Raw genomic sequence first — 17,164 nt, forward strand, 5'->3', positions numbered from 1 at the left:
GCGGCTCGAGATGAGACCCGTCATTCGATGACGTCCACCCTGTCCGGGTGGACCGGACAGGAGAAATGTGGCCAACCCACGCGTGCACGAGATCGCGAGCGAACTCGGCATCGACAGCAAGATCGCCATGGACAAGCTCAAGGACATGGGCGAGTTCGTGAAGTCGCCGTCCTCCAGCATCGCGCCCCCCGTGGCGCGGCGGCTGAAGGCGGCGCTCGAGGCCTCCGGCGTCAAGGCGCCCGAGACCCCCGCGGCGGCACCGCGACCCGCGAGCCCCGCGAAGCCCAAGCCCGCGGCGTCGAAGCCGGCGCCCGCGCCGGCCCCGAGCGCACCCGCGGCCGCGCCGGCCGCCGAGGCGCCCGCGGCCTCCCCGTCGCCCGCGGCCTCCCCGTCGCCCGCGGCCTCCGCGACGCCCGCGGCCCCGGCCGCCGACGACGCCGCGAAGCCCGGCGGTCCGCGCCCCGGCGCACCCCGCCCCGGCAACAACCCCTACGCCTCCTCGCAGGGCATGCAGCGCCCCGGCGGCCCGCGCCCGGGCGCGCCTCGCCCCGGCAACAACCCCTTCTCCAGCACCCAGGGCATGCCGCGACCGGGCGGCGGAGCCGGCGGCGGCATCCCGCGTCCCGGCGCGCCGCGCCCGAGCGCGCCGCGTCCCGGCGCCCCCCGCCCCGGTGCCCCGCGTCCCGGCGGTCCCGGTGCGCCCTTCCAGCAGCGTCCCGGCCGTCCCGGCGGCGGCGGCCCCGGCCGTCCCGGCGGCGGCGGCCCCGGCGCCGGCGGATTCCAGCGCCCCGCGGGCGGCTTCGCCGGCCGTCCGGGCGGCGGCGGGCGCGGTCGCGGCGGCGGCACGGCCGGCGCCTTCGGCAAGGGCGGCGGCAAGAGCCGTGCGCGGAAGTCGAAGCGGACGAAGCGGGCCGAATACGAGATGCGGGAGGCCCCGTCGCTGGGCGGCGTCGCCGTTCCCCGCGGCGACGGCAAGACGGTCATCCGCCTGCGCCGCGGCGCCTCGATCAGCGACCTCGCCGACAAGCTCGAGACGCTGACGAAGTACAACGTCCAGCCCGGCGCGCTCGTCACGGCCCTCTTCCACCTCGGCGAGATGGCCACCGCGACCGAGTCGCTCGACGAGGCGACCTTCAAGATCCTCGGCGAGGAGCTCGGCTACAGCATCCAGATCGTCAGCCCGGAGGACGAGGACAAGGAGCTCCTCGAGGGCTTCGACATCGACCTCGAGCAGGAGCTCGCCGACGAGGACGACTCGCAGCTCGAGATCCGTCCCCCTGTCGTGACCGTCATGGGCCACGTCGACCACGGAAAGACCAAGCTCCTCGACGCGATCCGCCAGGCGAACGTCGTCGCGGGCGAGGCCGGCGGCATCACGCAGCACATCGGCGCCTACCAGGTCTGGACCGAGCACGAGGAGATCGAGCGCGCGATCACCTTCATCGACACCCCGGGACACGAGGCCTTCACCGCCATGCGCGCCCGCGGTGCGCAGGTGACCGACATCGCGATCCTCGTCGTCGCGGCCGACGACGGCATCATGCCGCAGACGGTCGAGGCGCTGAACCACGCCCAGGCGGCGAACGTGCCGATCGTGGTCGCGGTCAACAAGGTCGACAAGGAGGGGGCCAACCCCGCCAAGGTCCGCCAGCAGCTCACCGAGTACGGGCTCGTCGCCGAGGAGTACGGCGGCGACGTCATGTTCGTCGACGTCTCCGCGACGCAGAAGAAGGGCATCCAGGAGCTCCTGGACGCCGTCCTCCTCACCGCGGACGCCGGGCTCGACCTCCGCGCCAACCCCGACAAGGACGCGCGCGGCGTCGCCATCGAGGCGAAGCTCGACAAGGGCCGCGGCGCCGTCGCGACCGTGCTCATCCAGTCCGGCACGCTGCGCGTCGGCGACGCGATCGTCGCGGGCACCGCCTACGGACGCGTCCGGGCGATGCACGACGAGAACGGCGAGCAGGTCGAGGAGGCGCAGCCCTCGCGGCCCGTCCAGGTGCAGGGCCTCTCCACGGTCCCGCGCGCGGGCGACACCTTCCTCGTCACGGAGGACGACCGCACCGCCCGCCAGATCGCCGAGAAGCGCGAGGCCGCGCAGCGCAACGCGCTGCTCGCGAAGGCGCGCAAGCGCATCAGCCTCGAGGACTTCACGCGCGTGCTAGCCGAGGGCAAGGTCGACTCGCTCAACCTCATCATCAAGGGAGACGTCTCCGGTGCCGTCGAGGCCCTGGAGGAGTCGCTCCTCAAGATCGAGGTCGACGAGAGCGTCCAGCTCCGCATCCTGCACCGCGGCGTCGGCGCGGTCACCGAGTCGGACATCGACCTGGCGACCATCGACAACGCGATCGTGATCGGCTTCAACGTCCGACCGGACGTCAAGGCCCGCGAGCGCGCCGCGCGCGAGGGCATCGACGTCCGCTTCTACTCCGTCATCTACTCGGCGCTCGAGGACATCGAGAACTCGCTCAAGGGGATGCTCAAGCCGGAGTACGAGGAGGTCCAGTCGGGCATGGCGGAGATCCGCGAGGTCTTCCGCTCGTCGAAGTACGGCAACATCGCCGGTGTCATCGTCCGCTCGGGCACGATCACCCGCAACGCCAAGGCGCGGGTCATCCGCGACGGCGTCGTGGTGGGCGACGGTCTGGCGATCGAGTCGCTGCGCCGCTTCAAGGACGACGTCACCGAGGTGCGCACGGACTTCGAGGCCGGTATCGGGCTCGGCAAGTTCAACGACATCCAGATCGGCGACGAGATCGAGACGACCGAGATGCGCGAGAAGCCGCGGGCGTAGGTCCGCTGCCGGATGCGGGGCGGTCTCTCCGGCTGTCCCGCATCCCGCGGTCGTCGACTTCGTCGGCGGCCGCTTGCCAGACCCACCAGCGGGACGGCCGGAGAGACCGCCCCGCATCCTCTCGAACGACTGGAGATGCCATGGGGGAGAACCCTCGCGCAGCGAAGATGGCGGATCGCATCAAGGAGATCGTCGCGAAGCGGCTCGAGCGCGGGCTGCGCGACCCGCGCCTCGGCTTCGTGACCATCACGGATGTCCGCGTGACCGGCGACCTCCAGCACGCGAGCGTGTTCTACACCGTGTACGGCACGGACGAGGAGCGTGCCGACAGCGCCGCGGCCCTCAAGGCCGCGACGGGCATGCTCCGCAGCGAGGTCGGCCGCAACATCACCGCGCGCCTCACCCCGAGCCTCGAGTTCATCCTCGACGCGCTGCCCGAGAACGCGGCCGCGATCACCGCCCTCCTCGCGCAGGCCCACGATCGCGACGAGGCGGCACATGCCCTCGCCGCCGGCGCGCAGTACGCGGGCGACGAGGACCCGTACGTGAAGCCGCGCGTCCCCGACGAGGACGACGAGCTCGATGAGGACGACGAGTTCGACGACGGGCCGCCCCCGCGCGCCTGAGCCTCAGCGCAGCAGGCGGTCCATCACCCGGTCGGAGAGCTTCCGACCGCCGGTCTGGCAGCTCGGGCAGTACTGGAACGTCGAATCGGCGAAGATCACCTGCTGCACGGTGTCGCCGCACACCGGGCACGCCTCGCCCTTGCGGCCGTGCACCCGCATTCGCGACTTCTTCTCGCCCTTGAGCTCGCTCGCGGCGAGCCCCTCGTTGCGGGCCATCGCGTCCTGGAGCGTCGAGCGCAGCGCCTCGTAGAGCACGGCGGACTGCTCCTCGTCGAGCGCGGCCGGAGCGAAGGGCGACATGCGCGCGACGTGGAGGATCTCGTCCGAGTAGGCGTTCCCGACGCCGGCGATGACGGACTGGTCGCGCAGCAGCCCCTTGAGCTGGCGTCGGCCCTGCTCGGCGAGGATGCCGCGGAACCGCTCCAGCGTGAACCCGGGCTCGAGCGGATCGGGGCCCAGGCGCGCCACGCCCGGCACCTCGAGCGGGTCTCGGACGAGCGAGATCGAGAGCGACTTGCGGGTGCCCGCCTCGGTGGCGTCGAAGCCCGAGCCGTCGTCGAGCACGAGCCGCGCGGCGATCGGCCCCGCGCCCGGTCGCGTGCGGGGCGCCGGTGCCGTGTTCCGCCATCGGAGCCAGCCCGCGCGCGCCAGGTGGATGATGAGGTGCAGCCCGCCCGCCTCGATGTCGAGGAACTTGCCGTGGCGTCCGACCCCCGCGATCTCGAGGCCCTCGAGGGCGTCGAGCGGCGGGTCGAAGGTCTTGAGGGCGGGGAAGGCGTGGATCTCGAGCCGCGCGATCGCGTGGCCGACGAGCCGCCCGCGCAGATCGGCGGCGAGCGCCTCCACCTCGGGCAGCTCCGGCATGCCCCCATCCTGCCCCGCCCGCCCGCGCCCCGCGCGCCCTCCCGTCGGAAACTCAGGACTCCGTCACCGCGGACGCGCCCGCGCCCCGAGACCCGCGGGGCGCGCGTCGCGAGGCTCCTGAGTTTCCGACGCGCTGACCGCGGTGCCGTCTGCCGCGTCATCCTCGCGCAGCGCGGTTCGCGCGGCGGTTCGTGCTGCTGCAGGGCGCCCGTGTCGGAAACTCAGGAGTGTTGCACCCGTGGTGGGTCGTCTCGCGGAGGGTCCGGCAGTCGCCGGCCTCGAGTCCTGAATTTCCGACGCGAGCGCGGCGGCGTGACGCGGCCGCGGCTCGGGCGGCCCGCCGGAAGCGTCCGGGTCGGAAACTCAGGACTCCCGCGGCGGGCCGGGCGGGGCGGCGGCACTGCCGGTGGGGGCGGCGGACGGAGTCCTGAGTTTCCGACGGCGGGCAGGCGGGAGGTCGCGCGGCGAGGCCGGCGGGGGATCGCGCGACTAGCCCCGCGTGAGCGCCCGCTCGATCGCGGCCACGCCCGCCTCGACCTCCGCGAAGGAGGTGCTCAGGGGGGAGAGGCCGATCCGGATGCCGCCCGGCGGTCGGAAGTCGGGGATGACGCCCTCGCCCCAGAGGGTCGCGACCGCGCGGCGGGCGGCCGGATGCTCGATCGTGAGGTGCGCGCCCCGCTGCGCGGCATCGCGCGGCGAGCCGAGCTCGGCGCCGAGCGGCGCGAGCCGCGCCTCCACGAGGGACAGGGCGAAGGCGGTGAGCGCCTCCGACTTCTGCCGGATCGCGGGCAGGCCGGCCTCGGCGACGAGCTCGACGGCATCCCGCAGCGGCTGCATGGCGAGCACGGGCGGCGTGCCGGACAGGAGGCGGCGGATGCCGGGCGCGGGCCGGTACGGCTCGGTCATGTCGAACGGCGCGGCGTCGCCCATCCAGCCGGTGATCGGCTGGCGGAGCGCGTCGAGGTGGCGTGCGGCGACGTAGGCGAAGGCGGGGGAGCCGGGCCCGCCGCCGAGGTGCTTGTAGGTGCAGCCGACCGCGAGGTCGACGCCCCAGGCGTCGAGCTCGATCGGCACGACGCCCGCGGAGTGGCAGAGATCCCAGAGCATGAGCGCGCCCGCCTCGTGCGCGAGGGAGGTGATGGCGGCTGCGTCGGCGAGATGCCCGGAGCGGTAGGCGACGTGGCTGAGCACGACCGCGGCGGTGCGCGGACCGAGCGCGGGGGCGATGAGCTCGGTGCTCGGGCCGCCGTCGGCGGGCGGCGAGATCCACACGAGCCGCGCGCCCGTCTCGGCCGCGATGCCCTCGAGCACGGCCCGATCGGTCGGGAAGTCGTCGCGCGAGAGCACGAGCTCGTCGCGATCCGGCCGCAGGGCGAGCGCGGCGCGCACGAGCTTGTAGAGCAGGACGCTCGTCGAGTCGGCGACGACCGTCTGGCCGGCGGCCGCGCCGAGGGCGACCTCGCCGATCCGGTCGCCGAGCACGAGCGGCAGCTCGAGCCAGCCCTCGTCCCAGCCGCGGATGAGGCGCCCGCCCCACTCCTCGGCGATGAAGCGCGGCATCCGCTCGAGGGTCGCCCGGAGCGGTCGCCCGAGCGAGTTGCCGTCGAGATAGGCCGTGAGCCGGGCGGACCCCGGGTCGATGAAGCGCTCGCGGAGCGACGCGAGCGGGTCGGCGGCGTCGAGCTCGGCCGCGGTGGGCGTTCGGGCCTCGGTCACCCGGCGACGGTATCAGTCAGTCGGGGAGGCCGAGCCCGCTCGCGGTCTCGACGACGAGCCGGTCGCGCAGGAGCCCGGCGATCGCGCGCTCGCGCTGCGCGGCATCCGGCCAGTCGGCGGCGACGGCCTCGCGGGGCACGGGGATCTCGCTGCCGCGCAGCGCCCGCAGCACGAGCCCGCGCACCTGGCGGTCGGATCCCTCGAAGCGCGCCTGCCGCGGCGCGCGCGGCCCCTCGTAGTCGGGGTACCCGGCCGTCCGCCAGGCGCACGCGGCGGCGATGGGGCACGCCCCGCATCGCGGTGCGCGCGCCGTGCACACCGTCTGCCCGAGCTCCATGGTGCCCGCGTTCACGAGGACGCTGAGCTCGCGATCCTCGGGCAGGAACGCATCCATGCGCTCGAGATCCGCCCGGGTCCGCGGCGGACCGGGCTCCGCCTGCCCGTCGAGCGCGCGGGCGAGCACGCGCCGGATATTCGTGTCGACGACGGGATGCCGGCCCCCGTGCGCGAAGACGGCGACGGCCCGTGCGGTGTACGGCCCGACGCCCGGCAGGGCGAGCAGCTCGTCGACATCGGACGGCACCTCGTTCTCGTAGCGCTCCGCGATCGCGGTGGCCGCGCCGTGGAGCGCGAGCGCCCGCCTCGGGTAGCCGAGCCGGTCCCAGGCCCGGATCGCCTCGCTCGCCGGCTCCGCCGCGAGGTGGGCGGGGGTGGGCCACCGCTCGAGCCAGCTGGCGAGCCGGGGGATGACGCGCTCGACCTGCGTCTGCTGGAGCATGAACTCGGAGACGAGCGTGCCCCAGGCGCTGAATCCGGCGCGCCGCCAGGGGAGGTCGCGCGCGGAGGCCCGGAACCAGGCGGCGATCTCGCGGGCGGCGTCCACCGCTCCAGGGTAGGCGCGCGTAGCCTGTGCGCATGACGGGATGGGCGCCGGAGCGGCGCGACACGATGCGGGCGATCGCGCAGGAGCTGCTGCAGCACGCGAGCCGCGGTCGTGCGCTCGTCGCCGTCGCGGGCGCGGACGCCGATGCGACCGGGCCGGTGGCCGCCGATCTGGAGTCGGCGCTCCGCGAGCAGGCTCACGCGGTCTTCCGCGCGCCGATCGCGGGGTTCCTGCGGCCGCGGTCGGCGCGCGATCCGGACGCACCCGCTCCTGGCGACATCGACGCGTCGGTGCTGCGGCGCGTCCTCGTGGAGCCCTTCCGCCTGGGCGAGGGTGCGGCGTTCGTGACGGCTGCGGTCGATCCCGAGCGCGACCGGCCGGTCGAGCCGCGCTGGCGCAGCGGCCCGCGCGACGCGATCATGCTCGTCGACGGCGCGTTCCTCCTGCAGCCCGAGCTCGCGGGGCTGTGGAGCACGACGATCGGCGTCCTCCGCCAGGAGGAGGGTGCCGGCGCCGAGGAGGCGGCGCTGCGTCGCGAGGCGCGCATCCTGCTCGACGTCTCCGATGCGGCGCATCCCCGGCGGATCTTCGCGGACGCGTGCTGACGGGCTAGTCGCGCCCGAGCGGCACCGAGGCCGCGACGAGCTCGGCGGGGACGAAGCGCCCGGTCGCCTCGACCTGGTGCACGAGGGCGACGAGCGCGGCGGCGACGGGCGCGGCGGTGCCGGCGAGCTCGGCCTCCCGGACGATCGCGCCGTTGAGGTGGTCGATCTCGCTCGGCTGGCCGCGGCGGATGCTCTGCAGCGTCGAGGCCGGATTCGGCACCTCGCCCATGCGGCGGGCCATCGCGCGGGGGAGCAGGCCGCCGAGGGCGAGCGGTGCGCGGCCGAGGAGCCGGAGGAGGCGGTCGTCGAGCCCCTGGAGCGGCTGGAAGCGCACGCCCCGCCGACGCGCGATGCGCACCGATTCGCGCATGCTCGCGGTGAGGATGCGGCGCAGGCCGGGGTGCGCGACCGTCTCCTGCACCGACAGCCCGGTGATCGCGGGCAGGGCGTTGACGTGGTTGATGAGGAGCTTCGTCCACTGCGCGCCGCGGATGTCGGGCGTGCGGACGACCGGCAGCACCTCGCCGAGGGCCCGCGCGGCGAGCTCGACGGCGTCGGCGTCCTCGGCACGCTCCGTCCCGATGAGGACCGGTCCCGGGGTCGTCACGCGGACGCTCCCCGGGGAGAGGAAGGAGGCCGCGAAGCCGGCGAGACCGGCGACGACCGCCGAGCCGGGGGCGGCCTCCCGGGATGCGGCGATCCCGTCGAGCCCGTTCTGGACGACGAGCAGGGGCGCGCCCGAGAGCGCGTCGGCGTTCTGACGGATCGCGGCGGGGCCGTCCTGCGCCTTGACGGCGATGATCGCGAGCTCCGGGGGCGAGGCGAGGACCTCGCCGCCCGCGATGCGGGCCGTGTGCTCGCCCCACGCGCCCTCGAGGCGGAGCCCGCCCTCGCGGATCGCGGCGAGGTGGGCGCCGCGGGCGGCCGCCTGGATCTCGTGCCCGGCGCGGTCGAGGAGCGCGGCGAGCGTGCCGCCGACGGCGCCCGCCCCGATGATCCCGATCCTCACCGCAAGGATCCTAGGCGGCATCCGATGCGGTCGCCGCGCGATAGCGTGAGGGCATGGACGCCCCGGCCCCGAGCGGCATCGTGCTCGTCGACAAGCCGGGCGGGATGACGAGCCACGACGTCGTCGGCCGGCTCCGCCGCGCGGCGGGCACCCGCAAGGTCGGCCACGCGGGCACGCTCGACCCGATGGCGACGGGGCTCCTCCTGCTCGGCATCGAGAGCTCGACCCGGCTCCTCACCTACCTCGTGGGCCTCGACAAGACCTACACCGCGACGATCCGGCTGGGCGAGCGCTCGAGCACGGACGACGCCGACGGCGAGGTGGAGCCGGTCGCGGATGCCGAGGGCGTGGGTCTCGACGCGGTGGATGCCGGGATCGCGCGGCTGAGCGGCCCCATCGAGCAGGTGCCGAGCACCTACAGCGCGATCAAGGTCGGCGGCCGCCGCGCCTACGACCGCGCGCGATCGGGCGAGGAGGTCGAGCTGACGCCGCGCCCTGTCGTGATCCGCGAGTTCGCGCGGCTCGCCGAGCGCCGGGAGCCGGGGCGCCTCGATCTCGACGTCCGGGTGTCGTGCACGAGCGGCACCTACATCCGCGCCCTTGCACGAGACCTCGGCGAGGGGCTCGGCGTCGGGGGGCATCTCACGGCGCTGCGGCGCACGGCGGTCGGCCCGTTCCGCATCGAGGATGCCGCGCCGCTCGGCGACGGCGTGCTCGACGGCCTCCTCGCGCCGGCGGCCGTGGCCTCCGAGCTGTTCCCGAGCGCCGTGCTCGACGACGCGCAGCTGCGCGATCTCGCGCACGGCAAGCGGGTCGAGCTCGACGCGCCCGACGCGGAGGTGCTCGCGGCGCTCGCACCCGACGGCCGCCTCGCGGGGCTGGTGCGCGTGCGGGACGGCCGCCTCCGCGTGCTCGTCAACATGCCGACGGGCGAGGTGCTCGCGTGATCGAGTGGTTCACGCTCGTGCAGGTCGCGGTCGCGGCGGCGGCGGGCCTGCTCTGCCTGGGGCTGGGATTCGCGAAGCGCGCCCCGAATGACCTGACGCTCGGCGCGATCGCGCTCGTCGAGCTCCTGCTCGTCGTCCAGGTGGTCGTCGCGATCGCGGCGCCCGCGGTCGGCAACCCGCCGAGCGGCAACCCGATCGAGTTCTGGGGCTACCTGCTCACGGCGCTCGTCATCCCGCCGCTCGCGGTCTTCTGGGCGCTCACGGAGCGCACCCGCTGGAGCACGGTCGTCCTCGGCGTCGCGGGGCTGGCGATCGCGGTGATGGTCTACCGGATGAACCAGATCTGGCTCGTGCAGCTGGCCTGAGACGGGGGCCGCGCGGGGCTACGCTTGACACGATGTCCAGCTCCGCCGCACCCCGCCGCTCGACGCGCGCCACCGGGCTCGGCCGCGTCCTCGTCGCGGTGTACGCGATCCTCGCGCTCGCGGCGACCGGCCGGTCCGTGACGCAGATCCTCGACCGCTTCGAGGAGGCGCCGGTCGCCTTCTCGCTCTCGGCGCTCGCGGCCCTCGTCTACCTCGTCGCGACCGTCGCGCTCGTGGCGCCGGGGCCGGTCTGGGGGCGCGTCGCCTGGATCGCGATCGGCTTCGAGCTCGAGGGCGTGCTCGTGGTCGGCGCGATCTCCGCGGCGGCGCCCGAGCTGCTCGGCATCACCGACCCGAGCCCCTTCGGCCGCCAGGCGACCGTGTGGAGCTGGTTCGGCGCGGGCTACCTGCTCGTGCCGCTCGCGCTCCCGGTGCTCGGCCTCCTCTGGCTGCGCTCGCGCTCGACGGCCGGGCGCCGTGCCGACGCGAGCGAGGAGGTCGCCGCGTGAGCGTCTTCGAGGGCGTCGAACGGGTGCCCGCGGGCTTCGGCCCCTCGGCGGTCACGATCGGCAAGTTCGACGGCGTCCACCTCGGGCACCAGCGCATCCTCCGGATCCTGCTCGAGCGCGCCGCCGAGCGCTCGCTGGCGTCCGTCGCCGTCACCTTCGACCGGCACCCGCTCAGCGTGCTCGATCCCGCCCGCTGCCCGGCCCCGCTCGCGAGCCTCGCGCAGAAGACCGAGCTCCTCGAGGCCTCGGGGGTCGATGCGACGCTCGTGCTCGCCTTCGACGAGGCGCTGCGCGCCCTCAGCCCGCGCGAGTTCGTCGAGCGCGTGCTCGTCGGCGCGCTCGACGCCCGGCTCGTGCTCGTGGGCGACGACTTCCGCTTCGGGGCCCGCGGCGCCGGCGACGTCGCGGCGCTCCGCGAGATCGGCGCCGAGCACGGGCTGGAGGTCGAGGTGGTCGAGGATGTCGTGGTCGGCGAGGGCGAGGAGGCGGTCCGGGCCTCCTCGACGGCCGTCCGGCAGCTCCTCGACGCGGGGCGCGTCGAGGAGGCCGCGGTCCTGCTCGGGCGCATGCCCCGCATCCGCTCGACGGTCGTCCGCGGCGCGCAGCGCGGCCGCGAGCTCGGCTACCCGACGGCGAACCTCCATCCGTCGATCGAGGGCTATCTCCCGGCTGACGGCGTGTACGCCGTGTGGGTGCGCGTCGACGGCGAGCGCTACGGGGCCGAGGCGTCGATCGGCGACAACCCGACCTTCGAGGGCGTGCCCGCCCGGCAGGCGGAGGTGCACCTCTTCGATCAGCAGCTCGATCTCTACGACCGGACCCTCGAGGTCGAGTTCCAGGCCTTCCAGCGGCCCATGGTCCGCTTCGTGTCGGCGGAGGCGCTCATCGAGCAGCTCCGGCGCGACGACGACGAGATCCGCGAGGCCCTCGGGCTCCCGCCGCGGCGCACCACGTGACCGGCGTGCCGGGCGACTCGCCCGCGCAGCGCTGGGTCCCGGTCGGGGTCGCGCTCGCGGGCGTCCTGCTCGCCTCCGCCAACCTCCGCACCGCGGTCGCGGGACTCTCGCCCGTCCTCGACCGGGTCGCCGAGGACATCGACGTGCCGGCGCTGCTCATCGGGCTCCTCGGGGCGACCCCGCCGCTCGCCTTCGCGCTCGGCGGCGTCATCGCGCCCGCCCTCGCGCGCCGACTCGGCATCGAGATGACGCTCGTCATCTCGCTGGGGGCGATGGTGCTCGGGCACCTCGGGCGCGCGGTCGCGCCGGAGAGCGCCGTGCTCGTGCTCGGCTCCTTCGCGGTGCTCGCCGGCATCGGCACGGCGACCGTGCTCATGCCGCCGCTCGTGAAGCGCTACTTCCCGGACCGCGTCGGCGGCATGACGGCCGTCTATGCGACCGTGATGGCCATCGGCGCCACGATCCCGCCGCTCGTCGCGGTCCCGCTCGCGGATGCGGCCGGCTGGCGCGTCTCGCTCGGCATCTGGGCGGTCGCGGTGCTCCTCGCCGTCCCGCCGTGGATCCTCGCGGTCGCGGGCAACCGGCGCCGCCTCGCGCACCTCCACGACGAGGCGGCGACGGGATCGATCGAGCTGCCCCCCGCGCGCCTCCGCGTGGAGCGGTCGCGCGTCGCGTGGGCGATCACCGCGATCTTCACGGTCTCGAGCCTCACGGCGTACACGGTGTTCGGCTGGCTGCCGACGATCCTCGTGGACGTCGCGGGCATCGGCGAGGCGGAGGCGGGCGCGCTCGTCGCGCTGTTCGCGGCGATGGGGATTCCGATCGCCTTCATCGCCCCCGTGCTCGCCTCGCGCATGCGCAGTGTCGCACCGCTCGTCCTCCTCTCGGTGGCGCTCGGCGTCGCGGGCGGGGGCGGCCTGCTCATCGCCCCGACCGCGGCCCCGTGGCTCTGGGTCGCGCTGCTCGGGCTCGCGCCGCTGCTGTTCCCGCTCGCCATGTACCTCATGGGGGCCCGCACCGACACGGCTGAGGGCGCGGTCGCGGTGAGCGGCTTCGTGAACCGCGCGGGCTACATCATCGCGGCGGCCGGTCCGCTCCTCATCGGGGTGCTCCACGACGCGACCGGCGGCTGGGCCGCCTCGCTCGCGCTCATGACGGGATGGTTCCTGTTCGCGATCCCGGCGGCCGTCGTGCTGCACCGACCGCGATCGGTCGAGGAGGAGCTCGCGGGACGCTGAGCGGCCGCGGCGGCGAGCTCCCGCCTCAGCCGCGGACGCGGTCGGCGCGGTGGATGAGCGCCGCGGCCCCGACGAGCGGACCCTCGCCCGAGAGGGCGGAGGGGACGACGCGGACCTTCCGAACGAAGTCGAACTGGGCGCGCTCCGCGATGGGCGCGCGGATGTGGTCGAAGAAGACGGGGGCGACCTGCGAGAAGCCGCCGCCGATCGCGACGACCTCGAGGTCGACGAGCGCGGTCGCCGAGGCGATCACCTGGCCGACCGCGCGCCCGGCGCGGGCGACCGCGGCGATCGCCACCTCGTCGCCGGCGGCGTGCGAGACCGCGAGGTCCTCGCCCGTCGCGCCGCCCCAGCCCTGCCGTCGCGCCCAGGCGACCGTGTTCGGGCCGGAGGCGATCGCCTCGAGGCAGCCGCGGCCGCCGCAGGCGCAGGGGTCGTCGAAGCCCGCGGCCTCGAGATGGCCGATGTGCCCGGCGTTCCCCGTCGGGCCCGCGATCGTCTTGCCGCCGAGGATCAGCCCGCCGCCGACGCCCGTCGACACGACCATGCCCATGACGTCGTCGCATCCCTGGGCCGCGCCGATCCACTGCTCGGCGAGGGCGATCGCGATGCCGTCCATCTGGAGGGTCACGGGCGCATCCGGGACGAGCGCGGCGATCTGCTCGCGGAGCGGGTAGCCGCGCCAGGCCGGCAGGTTGAGCGGCGAGACCCGGCCCTCGGCGACCTCGATGGGCCCGGCCGAGCCGATGCCGACCCCGAGCAGCTCGGCGTCCTCGGGCAGTGCCGCGAGCGCATCGCGCACCACCCGCTCGGCGGCGGCGGCGAGCTGCTCCGAGCTCGCGGCCGGGCCGGTCGGCTGCCGGAAGCGGGTGCCGGTCAGCAGACGGCCGTGGTGGTCCACGAGCGCCGCCTCGATCTTCGTGCCGCCGAGGTCGACGCCGAGTGCGAGCGGCTGCGTCACAGCGAGGCCTCCGCCCAGAGGCCGACGACCCAGAAGACGAGGAAGATCGCGAGGACGACGATCCCGAGGCCGATCGCCGGCCAGTAGAAGGCCCAGCGCCGTTGGATGAGCCGGACGATGAAGAGGCCGATCGAGATCGCGGCGCCGAACACGATGACGGCCGCCCCGACGACGAGGATCACGGCCAGCTGGCCCGGGTCGCAGCCGACCTCGCTGCAGTCGGCGCTCTGCGAGAGCAGCGAGAGGTTCAGCAGGAGCGCGAGCGAGACGCCCACGAGCAGGAGGCTGAGGGAGATCCCGACGACGAGCTCGATCGCGAGACGCGCGCCGGATCGCGGAGTCGACGCTGCAGGCATGCCGTCCAGCGTAGTGCCGACCCGGCGGCGCGCCGGTGTCCCCGGGCCTGCCTAGGCTGAGGATGTGAGCGAGCACTGGATCGAGGTGGGGCGCACGGTCGAGCTCCCCGCCGACATCGTCTGGGAGGCGCTCGTCGACCCGGTGCTCGTGGAGGGCTGGCTCCACCCCGTCGAGCGGCTCGTGCCCGAGGGCTCGGAGCCGCCGGGCGACCGCCGCCGCCTCGAGGTCGATTCCCGCGTGCTCGGCCGGCTCCGCATCCGCCTCCGCGAGGTCCGCGGCGGCCCGCGCGAGCGATCCACCCGTCTCCTCCTCGAGATCGCGCCGACGGCGGGCGTGGAGGACGCGCTCGTCGTCGCGACCTGGCAGACCCGCCTCGACCAGCTCGAGGATCTGCTGCACGGCTTCCCCGTGAACTGGGCGGAGTGGGAGCGCGACCAGAGAGTCGCCTTCGAGGAGCACCTCCGGCAGGCCCGCAGGATCTAGCCTCGCGGCATGAGGATCCTCCTGACCGGCGCGACCGGATACCTGGGCGGCCGTCTCGCGCCTCGCCTCGTCGAGGCGGGCCACGAGGTCCGCGTGATCGTGCGGGACGCCGAGCGGCTCCGCGACGTCCCCTGGGCGGATCAGGTGGAGATCGTGGAGGGCGACCTCGCCGACCCGGACGCCGTGCGCAGCGCGATGGCGGGCCGCGAGGTCCTCTACTGGCTCGTGCACTCGATGGCGCAGACGCGGGACTTCGCGAGCGCGGAGAAGCGGGTCGCGGGCATCGCCGCCCGCGAGGCGGCGCGCGCGGGACTCTCGCGCATCGTCTACCTCGGCGGGCTCCACCCCGACGGGCCGCTCTCGGAGCACCTGAGCTCGCGCAAGGCGGTCGGCGACATCCTGCTCGCCTCGGGCGTGCCGACGGCGGCGCTGCAGGCGGGGATCGTGATCGGCTCGGGCTCGGCGAGCTTCGAGATGATCCGGCACCTCACCGACGTGCTGCCGTACATGCCGGCGCCGCGCTGGGTGCGCAACTTCGTGCAGCCGATCGCGGTCCGCGACGTGCTCTACTACCTCATCGAGGCGGCGGAGCTGCCGCCCGAGGTGAGCCGCACCTTCGACATCGGCGGACCCGACGTGTGGCGCTACGGCCAGATGATGAACGGCTACGCCCTCGAGGCGGGCCTCCCGCAGCGGCCCATCGCGACGCTGCCGGTGCTCACGCCCTTCCTCGCCTCGCAGTGGGTGAACCTCGTGACGCCCATCCCGCGCGCGCTCGCGGTGCCGATCATCTCCTCGCTGCAGCACGACGCGGTCGTGCGCGAGCACGACATCGAGCGCTGGATCCCGGACCCGCCGGGCGGCCTCACGGGCTACCGGCGCGCGGTGCGGCTCGCGCTCGACAAGGTCCGTCTCGGGCAGGTCGAGACGAGCTGGCAGGACTCGGATGTCGAGGGCGCGCCGAGCGACCCGATCCCGAGCGACCCAGACTGGTCGGGGCACACGGTCTACACGGACCTGCGGGAGCAGGCCTCCACGGCATCCCCGGAGCGGCTCTGGGAGGTCGTGGAGGGGATCGGCGGCGAGAACGGCTGGTACTCGCTGCCGCTGGCCTGGGCGCTGCGCGGCTGGGCCGACAAGCTCGTGGGCGGGGTGGGGCTCCGCCGGGGGCGCCGGCACCGCTCGCGGCTGGAGCGCGGCGATGCGCTCGACTTCTGGCGGGTCGAGGAGATCGAGCGCGGGAGGCTGCTGCGGCTCCGCGCGGAGATGAAGCTGCCGGGGCGCGCCTGGCTCGAGCTGCGCTGCGACCCGGGGGAGGACGGCGGCTCGGTCTACCGCCAGCGCGCCGTCTACTTCCCCGCCGGGCTCTCGGGTCGCCTCTACTGGTACGCGATCCTCCCCTTCCACGGGGTGATCTTCTCGGGGATGGCGAACCGCATCACGGCGGCGGCGGAGGCTCCCGCGGAGTAGGGTCGCCCGGCTCAGCTCCGCTCGAGGAGCGCGCGGAAGAAGCGGACGCCGCGCAGCCAGGTGGCGACGCGGATCCGCTCGTCGATCGCATGGAGGGCGTCGCGCTCGGCCCGCTCGAGCTCGAAGGGGCTGAAGCGGTACACGTGGCGGCTCACGCGCGACATCCAGCGGCTGTCGCTCGCGCCGAGCTGCACGTAGGGGGTCGGCACGACCCCGGGCGCGACCGCCGCGATCGAGGCGGCGATGCGATCCCAGGCGGGTCCGGCGTCGGGGGAGACGGGTGCCGGCTCGCCGCCCTCGACGAGGGTCGTCTCCACCTCCGGGTCGTCGATCGCCCGGCGGAGCTCCGCGAGCGCCTGCTCGAGGGTCTCGCCGACGGCGACCCGGAGGTTCACGATCGCGGTCGCCCGCTCCGCGAGCACGTTGTCGGCCTCGCTGCCGCTGAGGCGCGTGACGGCGCGCGTCGTGCGGACCATCGCCGAGGTCTCGGGGCCGAGGCGCTCGAAGATCCGGATGAGCGGGCGGCGCAGGCGGCGGGCGTGGCGGAAGGCGAGACCCTGCACCCCGCTCGCGAGGGGGCCGAGGGTCTCGAGCATCCGGAGCGTCGGCTCGGAGAGGGCCGCCGTCGCGGGCCGGTTCGAGATGCGGAGCACGGCGCGCGCGAGCCGCGCGGTCGCGGTGAGCTCGGGCGGCGTCGAGGCGTGGCCGCCCTGCTGCCGCACCGCGAGCTCGACCGAGGCGATGCCCTTCTCGCAGACGCCGATGACGGCGAGGGGCTCGCGGATGCCGGGGAAGACGCCCTCGACGATCGCCCCGCCCTCGTCGAGCACGAGCGCCGGGCGGATGCCGCGCGCCTCGAGCAGCTCGGCGACGGCCGCCGCGCCCGTGCCGCCGATCTCCTCGTCGTGGCCGAAGGCGAGGAGCACGTCGTGCCGGGGCCGCAGCCCGTCCGCGAGCGCGCCCTCGACGGCCTCGAGGATCGCGACGAGCATGCCCTTGTCGTCGATCGCGCCGCGCGCCCAGATCCGCTGCTCGGCGCCCTCGCCCACGAGCTCGGCGGCGAAGGGCGGATGGCTCCACCCGTCCTCGCCGGCGGGGACCACGTCCTGGTGCGCCATGAGGAGCGTCGGGTCGCCCACCTCGAGCCCGGGCCAGCGGTAGAGCAGGCTGTGCCCCGCGACGAGCTCGAGCTCGAGCCGGGCGTGCACGAGGGGATAGCACCGCGCGAGCTCCGCACGGAACGCCTCGAACGCCGACCAGTCGGTCGGCTCGGGGGCGCGGCGCGACACGGTGGGGATGCGGAGCAGCGCCCGGAACCGCTCGATGGCCCCCGCCTCGCCGCCGCGATCCGACATCCCCGCCTCGTCCATGGCACGAGCCT

General features: G+C 74.9%; 17 protein-coding genes. 10 read left to right on the forward strand and 7 right to left on the reverse strand.

Annotation, left to right across the window (positions count from 1 at the left end):
- The first annotated feature begins 67 nt into the window (after positions 1-67).
- Together infB and rbfA are read left to right on the forward strand one after the other, a co-directional pair.
- On the forward strand, positions 68-2,794 hold the full coding sequence (gene infB, locus OF852_RS01740) for a translation initiation factor IF-2 (protein ID WP_271120094.1): 2,727 nt from the start codon (positions 68-70) through the stop codon (positions 2,792-2,794).
- A gap of 140 nt (positions 2,795-2,934) precedes the next feature.
- Positions 2,935-3,420 (forward strand): 30S ribosome-binding factor RbfA, encoded by a 486-nt coding sequence (gene rbfA / locus OF852_RS01745; RefSeq protein ID WP_271120095.1) that lies wholly within the window; start codon positions 2,935-2,937, stop codon positions 3,418-3,420.
- Between the two features lie 3 nt (positions 3,421-3,423).
- On the opposite strand, the gene OF852_RS01750 is transcribed toward rbfA, so the two are convergent.
- The 3 genes from OF852_RS01750 to OF852_RS01760 form a co-directional block, all read right to left on the reverse strand.
- The gene (locus tag OF852_RS01750; RefSeq protein WP_271120096.1) at positions 3,424-4,284 is read right to left on the reverse strand and encodes an Fpg/Nei family DNA glycosylase; all 861 of its coding nucleotides are present in this window, start codon (positions 4,282-4,284) and stop codon (positions 3,424-3,426) included.
- Positions 4,285-4,773: 489 nt separating this feature from the next.
- On the reverse strand, positions 4,774-6,000 hold the full coding sequence (locus OF852_RS01755) for a kynureninase (protein ID WP_271120097.1): 1,227 nt from the start codon (positions 5,998-6,000) through the stop codon (positions 4,774-4,776).
- 16 nt (positions 6,001-6,016) lie between these two features.
- The gene (locus tag OF852_RS01760) at positions 6,017-6,883 is read right to left on the reverse strand and encodes an A/G-specific adenine glycosylase (RefSeq protein WP_271120098.1); all 867 of its coding nucleotides are present in this window, start codon (positions 6,881-6,883) and stop codon (positions 6,017-6,019) included.
- 32 nt (positions 6,884-6,915) lie between these two features.
- Between OF852_RS01760 and OF852_RS01765 the strand changes: the two genes are divergently transcribed.
- Positions 6,916-7,488 carry a hypothetical protein gene (locus tag OF852_RS01765; RefSeq protein WP_271120099.1) on the forward strand — a complete coding sequence of 191 codons (573 nt, stop codon included), beginning with the start codon at positions 6,916-6,918 and terminating at the stop codon, positions 7,486-7,488.
- A 4-nt stretch (positions 7,489-7,492) separates the two neighbouring features.
- On the opposite strand, the gene OF852_RS01770 is transcribed toward OF852_RS01765, so the two are convergent.
- Positions 7,493-8,497: a ketopantoate reductase family protein gene (locus tag OF852_RS01770; RefSeq protein WP_271120100.1), complete on the reverse strand. Its 1,005-nt coding sequence runs from the start codon at positions 8,495-8,497 to the stop codon at positions 7,493-7,495.
- Between the two features lie 53 nt (positions 8,498-8,550).
- Between OF852_RS01770 and truB the strand changes: the two genes are divergently transcribed.
- The 5 genes from truB to OF852_RS01795 are packed head-to-tail and all read left to right on the forward strand — an operon-like array spanning position 8,551 to position 12,512.
- Entirely contained in the window at positions 8,551-9,444 is an 894-nt protein-coding gene (gene truB, locus OF852_RS01775; protein ID WP_271120101.1) for a tRNA pseudouridine(55) synthase TruB, read from the forward strand.
- Positions 9,441-9,809, forward strand: coding sequence for a hypothetical protein (locus OF852_RS01780; protein ID WP_271120102.1), 369 nt, complete (start codon positions 9,441-9,443; stop codon positions 9,807-9,809). Before truB ends, OF852_RS01780 begins: the two co-directional genes overlap by 4 nt.
- A 32-nt stretch (positions 9,810-9,841) precedes the next feature.
- The gene (locus OF852_RS01785) at positions 9,842-10,318 is read left to right on the forward strand and encodes a hypothetical protein (RefSeq protein WP_271120103.1); all 477 of its coding nucleotides are present in this window, start codon (positions 9,842-9,844) and stop codon (positions 10,316-10,318) included.
- Positions 10,315-11,274 (forward strand): bifunctional riboflavin kinase/FAD synthetase, encoded by a 960-nt coding sequence (locus OF852_RS01790; protein WP_271120104.1) that lies wholly within the window; start codon positions 10,315-10,317, stop codon positions 11,272-11,274. The genes OF852_RS01785 and OF852_RS01790 overlap by 4 nt, the downstream gene beginning before the upstream one ends.
- Entirely contained in the window at positions 11,271-12,512 is a 1,242-nt protein-coding gene (locus OF852_RS01795) for an MFS transporter (protein ID WP_271120105.1), read from the forward strand. The genes OF852_RS01790 and OF852_RS01795 overlap by 4 nt, the downstream gene beginning before the upstream one ends.
- Positions 12,513-12,537: 25 nt before the next feature.
- Here the strand turns inward: OF852_RS01795 and OF852_RS01800 are convergent, their stop codons facing one another.
- Together OF852_RS01800 and OF852_RS01805 are read right to left on the reverse strand one after the other, a co-directional pair.
- Positions 12,538-13,473 (reverse strand): ROK family protein, encoded by a 936-nt coding sequence (locus tag OF852_RS01800; RefSeq protein WP_271120106.1) that lies wholly within the window; start codon positions 13,471-13,473, stop codon positions 12,538-12,540.
- Positions 13,470-13,829: a hypothetical protein gene (locus OF852_RS01805; protein WP_271120107.1), complete on the reverse strand. Its 360-nt coding sequence runs from the start codon at positions 13,827-13,829 to the stop codon at positions 13,470-13,472. The genes OF852_RS01800 and OF852_RS01805 overlap by 4 nt, the downstream gene beginning before the upstream one ends.
- Before the next feature lie 64 nt (positions 13,830-13,893).
- On the opposite strand from OF852_RS01805, the gene OF852_RS01810 reads away from it, so the two are divergent.
- Both OF852_RS01810 and OF852_RS01815 read left to right on the forward strand, forming a co-directional pair.
- Entirely contained in the window at positions 13,894-14,313 is a 420-nt protein-coding gene (locus OF852_RS01810) for a hypothetical protein (RefSeq protein ID WP_271120108.1), read from the forward strand.
- A gap of 9 nt (positions 14,314-14,322) precedes the next feature.
- Complete coding sequence (locus OF852_RS01815; RefSeq protein WP_271120109.1) at positions 14,323-15,783, forward strand: SDR family oxidoreductase; 1,461 nt, start codon at positions 14,323-14,325, stop codon at positions 15,781-15,783.
- Between the two features lie 11 nt (positions 15,784-15,794).
- On the opposite strand, the gene OF852_RS01820 is transcribed toward OF852_RS01815, so the two are convergent.
- Positions 15,795-17,153: a M20/M25/M40 family metallo-hydrolase gene (locus OF852_RS01820; protein ID WP_271120110.1), complete on the reverse strand. Its 1,359-nt coding sequence runs from the start codon at positions 17,151-17,153 to the stop codon at positions 15,795-15,797.
- Positions 17,154-17,164: the final 11 nt, after the last annotated feature.

It is taken from the genome of Homoserinibacter sp. YIM 151385 (assembly GCF_027912415.1).
GTDB lineage: Bacteria > Actinomycetota > Actinomycetes > Actinomycetales > Microbacteriaceae > Schumannella.

Bases quoted from the DNA above. Each gene is read 5' to 3' on its own strand.
- OF852_RS01815 (WP_271120109.1), top strand. From the start codon at position 14,323: ATGAGGATCCTCCTGACCGGCGCGACCGGATACCTGGGCGGCCGTCTC.
- truB (WP_271120101.1), top strand. From the start codon at position 8,551: ATGGACGCCCCGGCCCCGAGCGGCATCGTGCTCGTCGACAAGCCGGGC.
- OF852_RS01820 (WP_271120110.1), bottom strand. From the start codon at position 17,153: ATGGACGAGGCGGGGATGTCGGATCGCGGCGGCGAGGCGGGGGCCATC.
- rbfA (WP_271120095.1), top strand. From the start codon at position 2,935: ATGGGGGAGAACCCTCGCGCAGCGAAGATGGCGGATCGCATCAAGGAG.
- OF852_RS01805 (WP_271120107.1), bottom strand. From the start codon at position 13,829: ATGCCTGCAGCGTCGACTCCGCGATCCGGCGCGCGTCTCGCGATCGAG.
- OF852_RS01785 (WP_271120103.1), top strand. From the start codon at position 9,842: ATGTCCAGCTCCGCCGCACCCCGCCGCTCGACGCGCGCCACCGGGCTC.
- OF852_RS01765 (WP_271120099.1), top strand. From the start codon at position 6,916: ATGACGGGATGGGCGCCGGAGCGGCGCGACACGATGCGGGCGATCGCG.
- OF852_RS01750 (WP_271120096.1), bottom strand. From the start codon at position 4,284: ATGCCGGAGCTGCCCGAGGTGGAGGCGCTCGCCGCCGATCTGCGCGGG.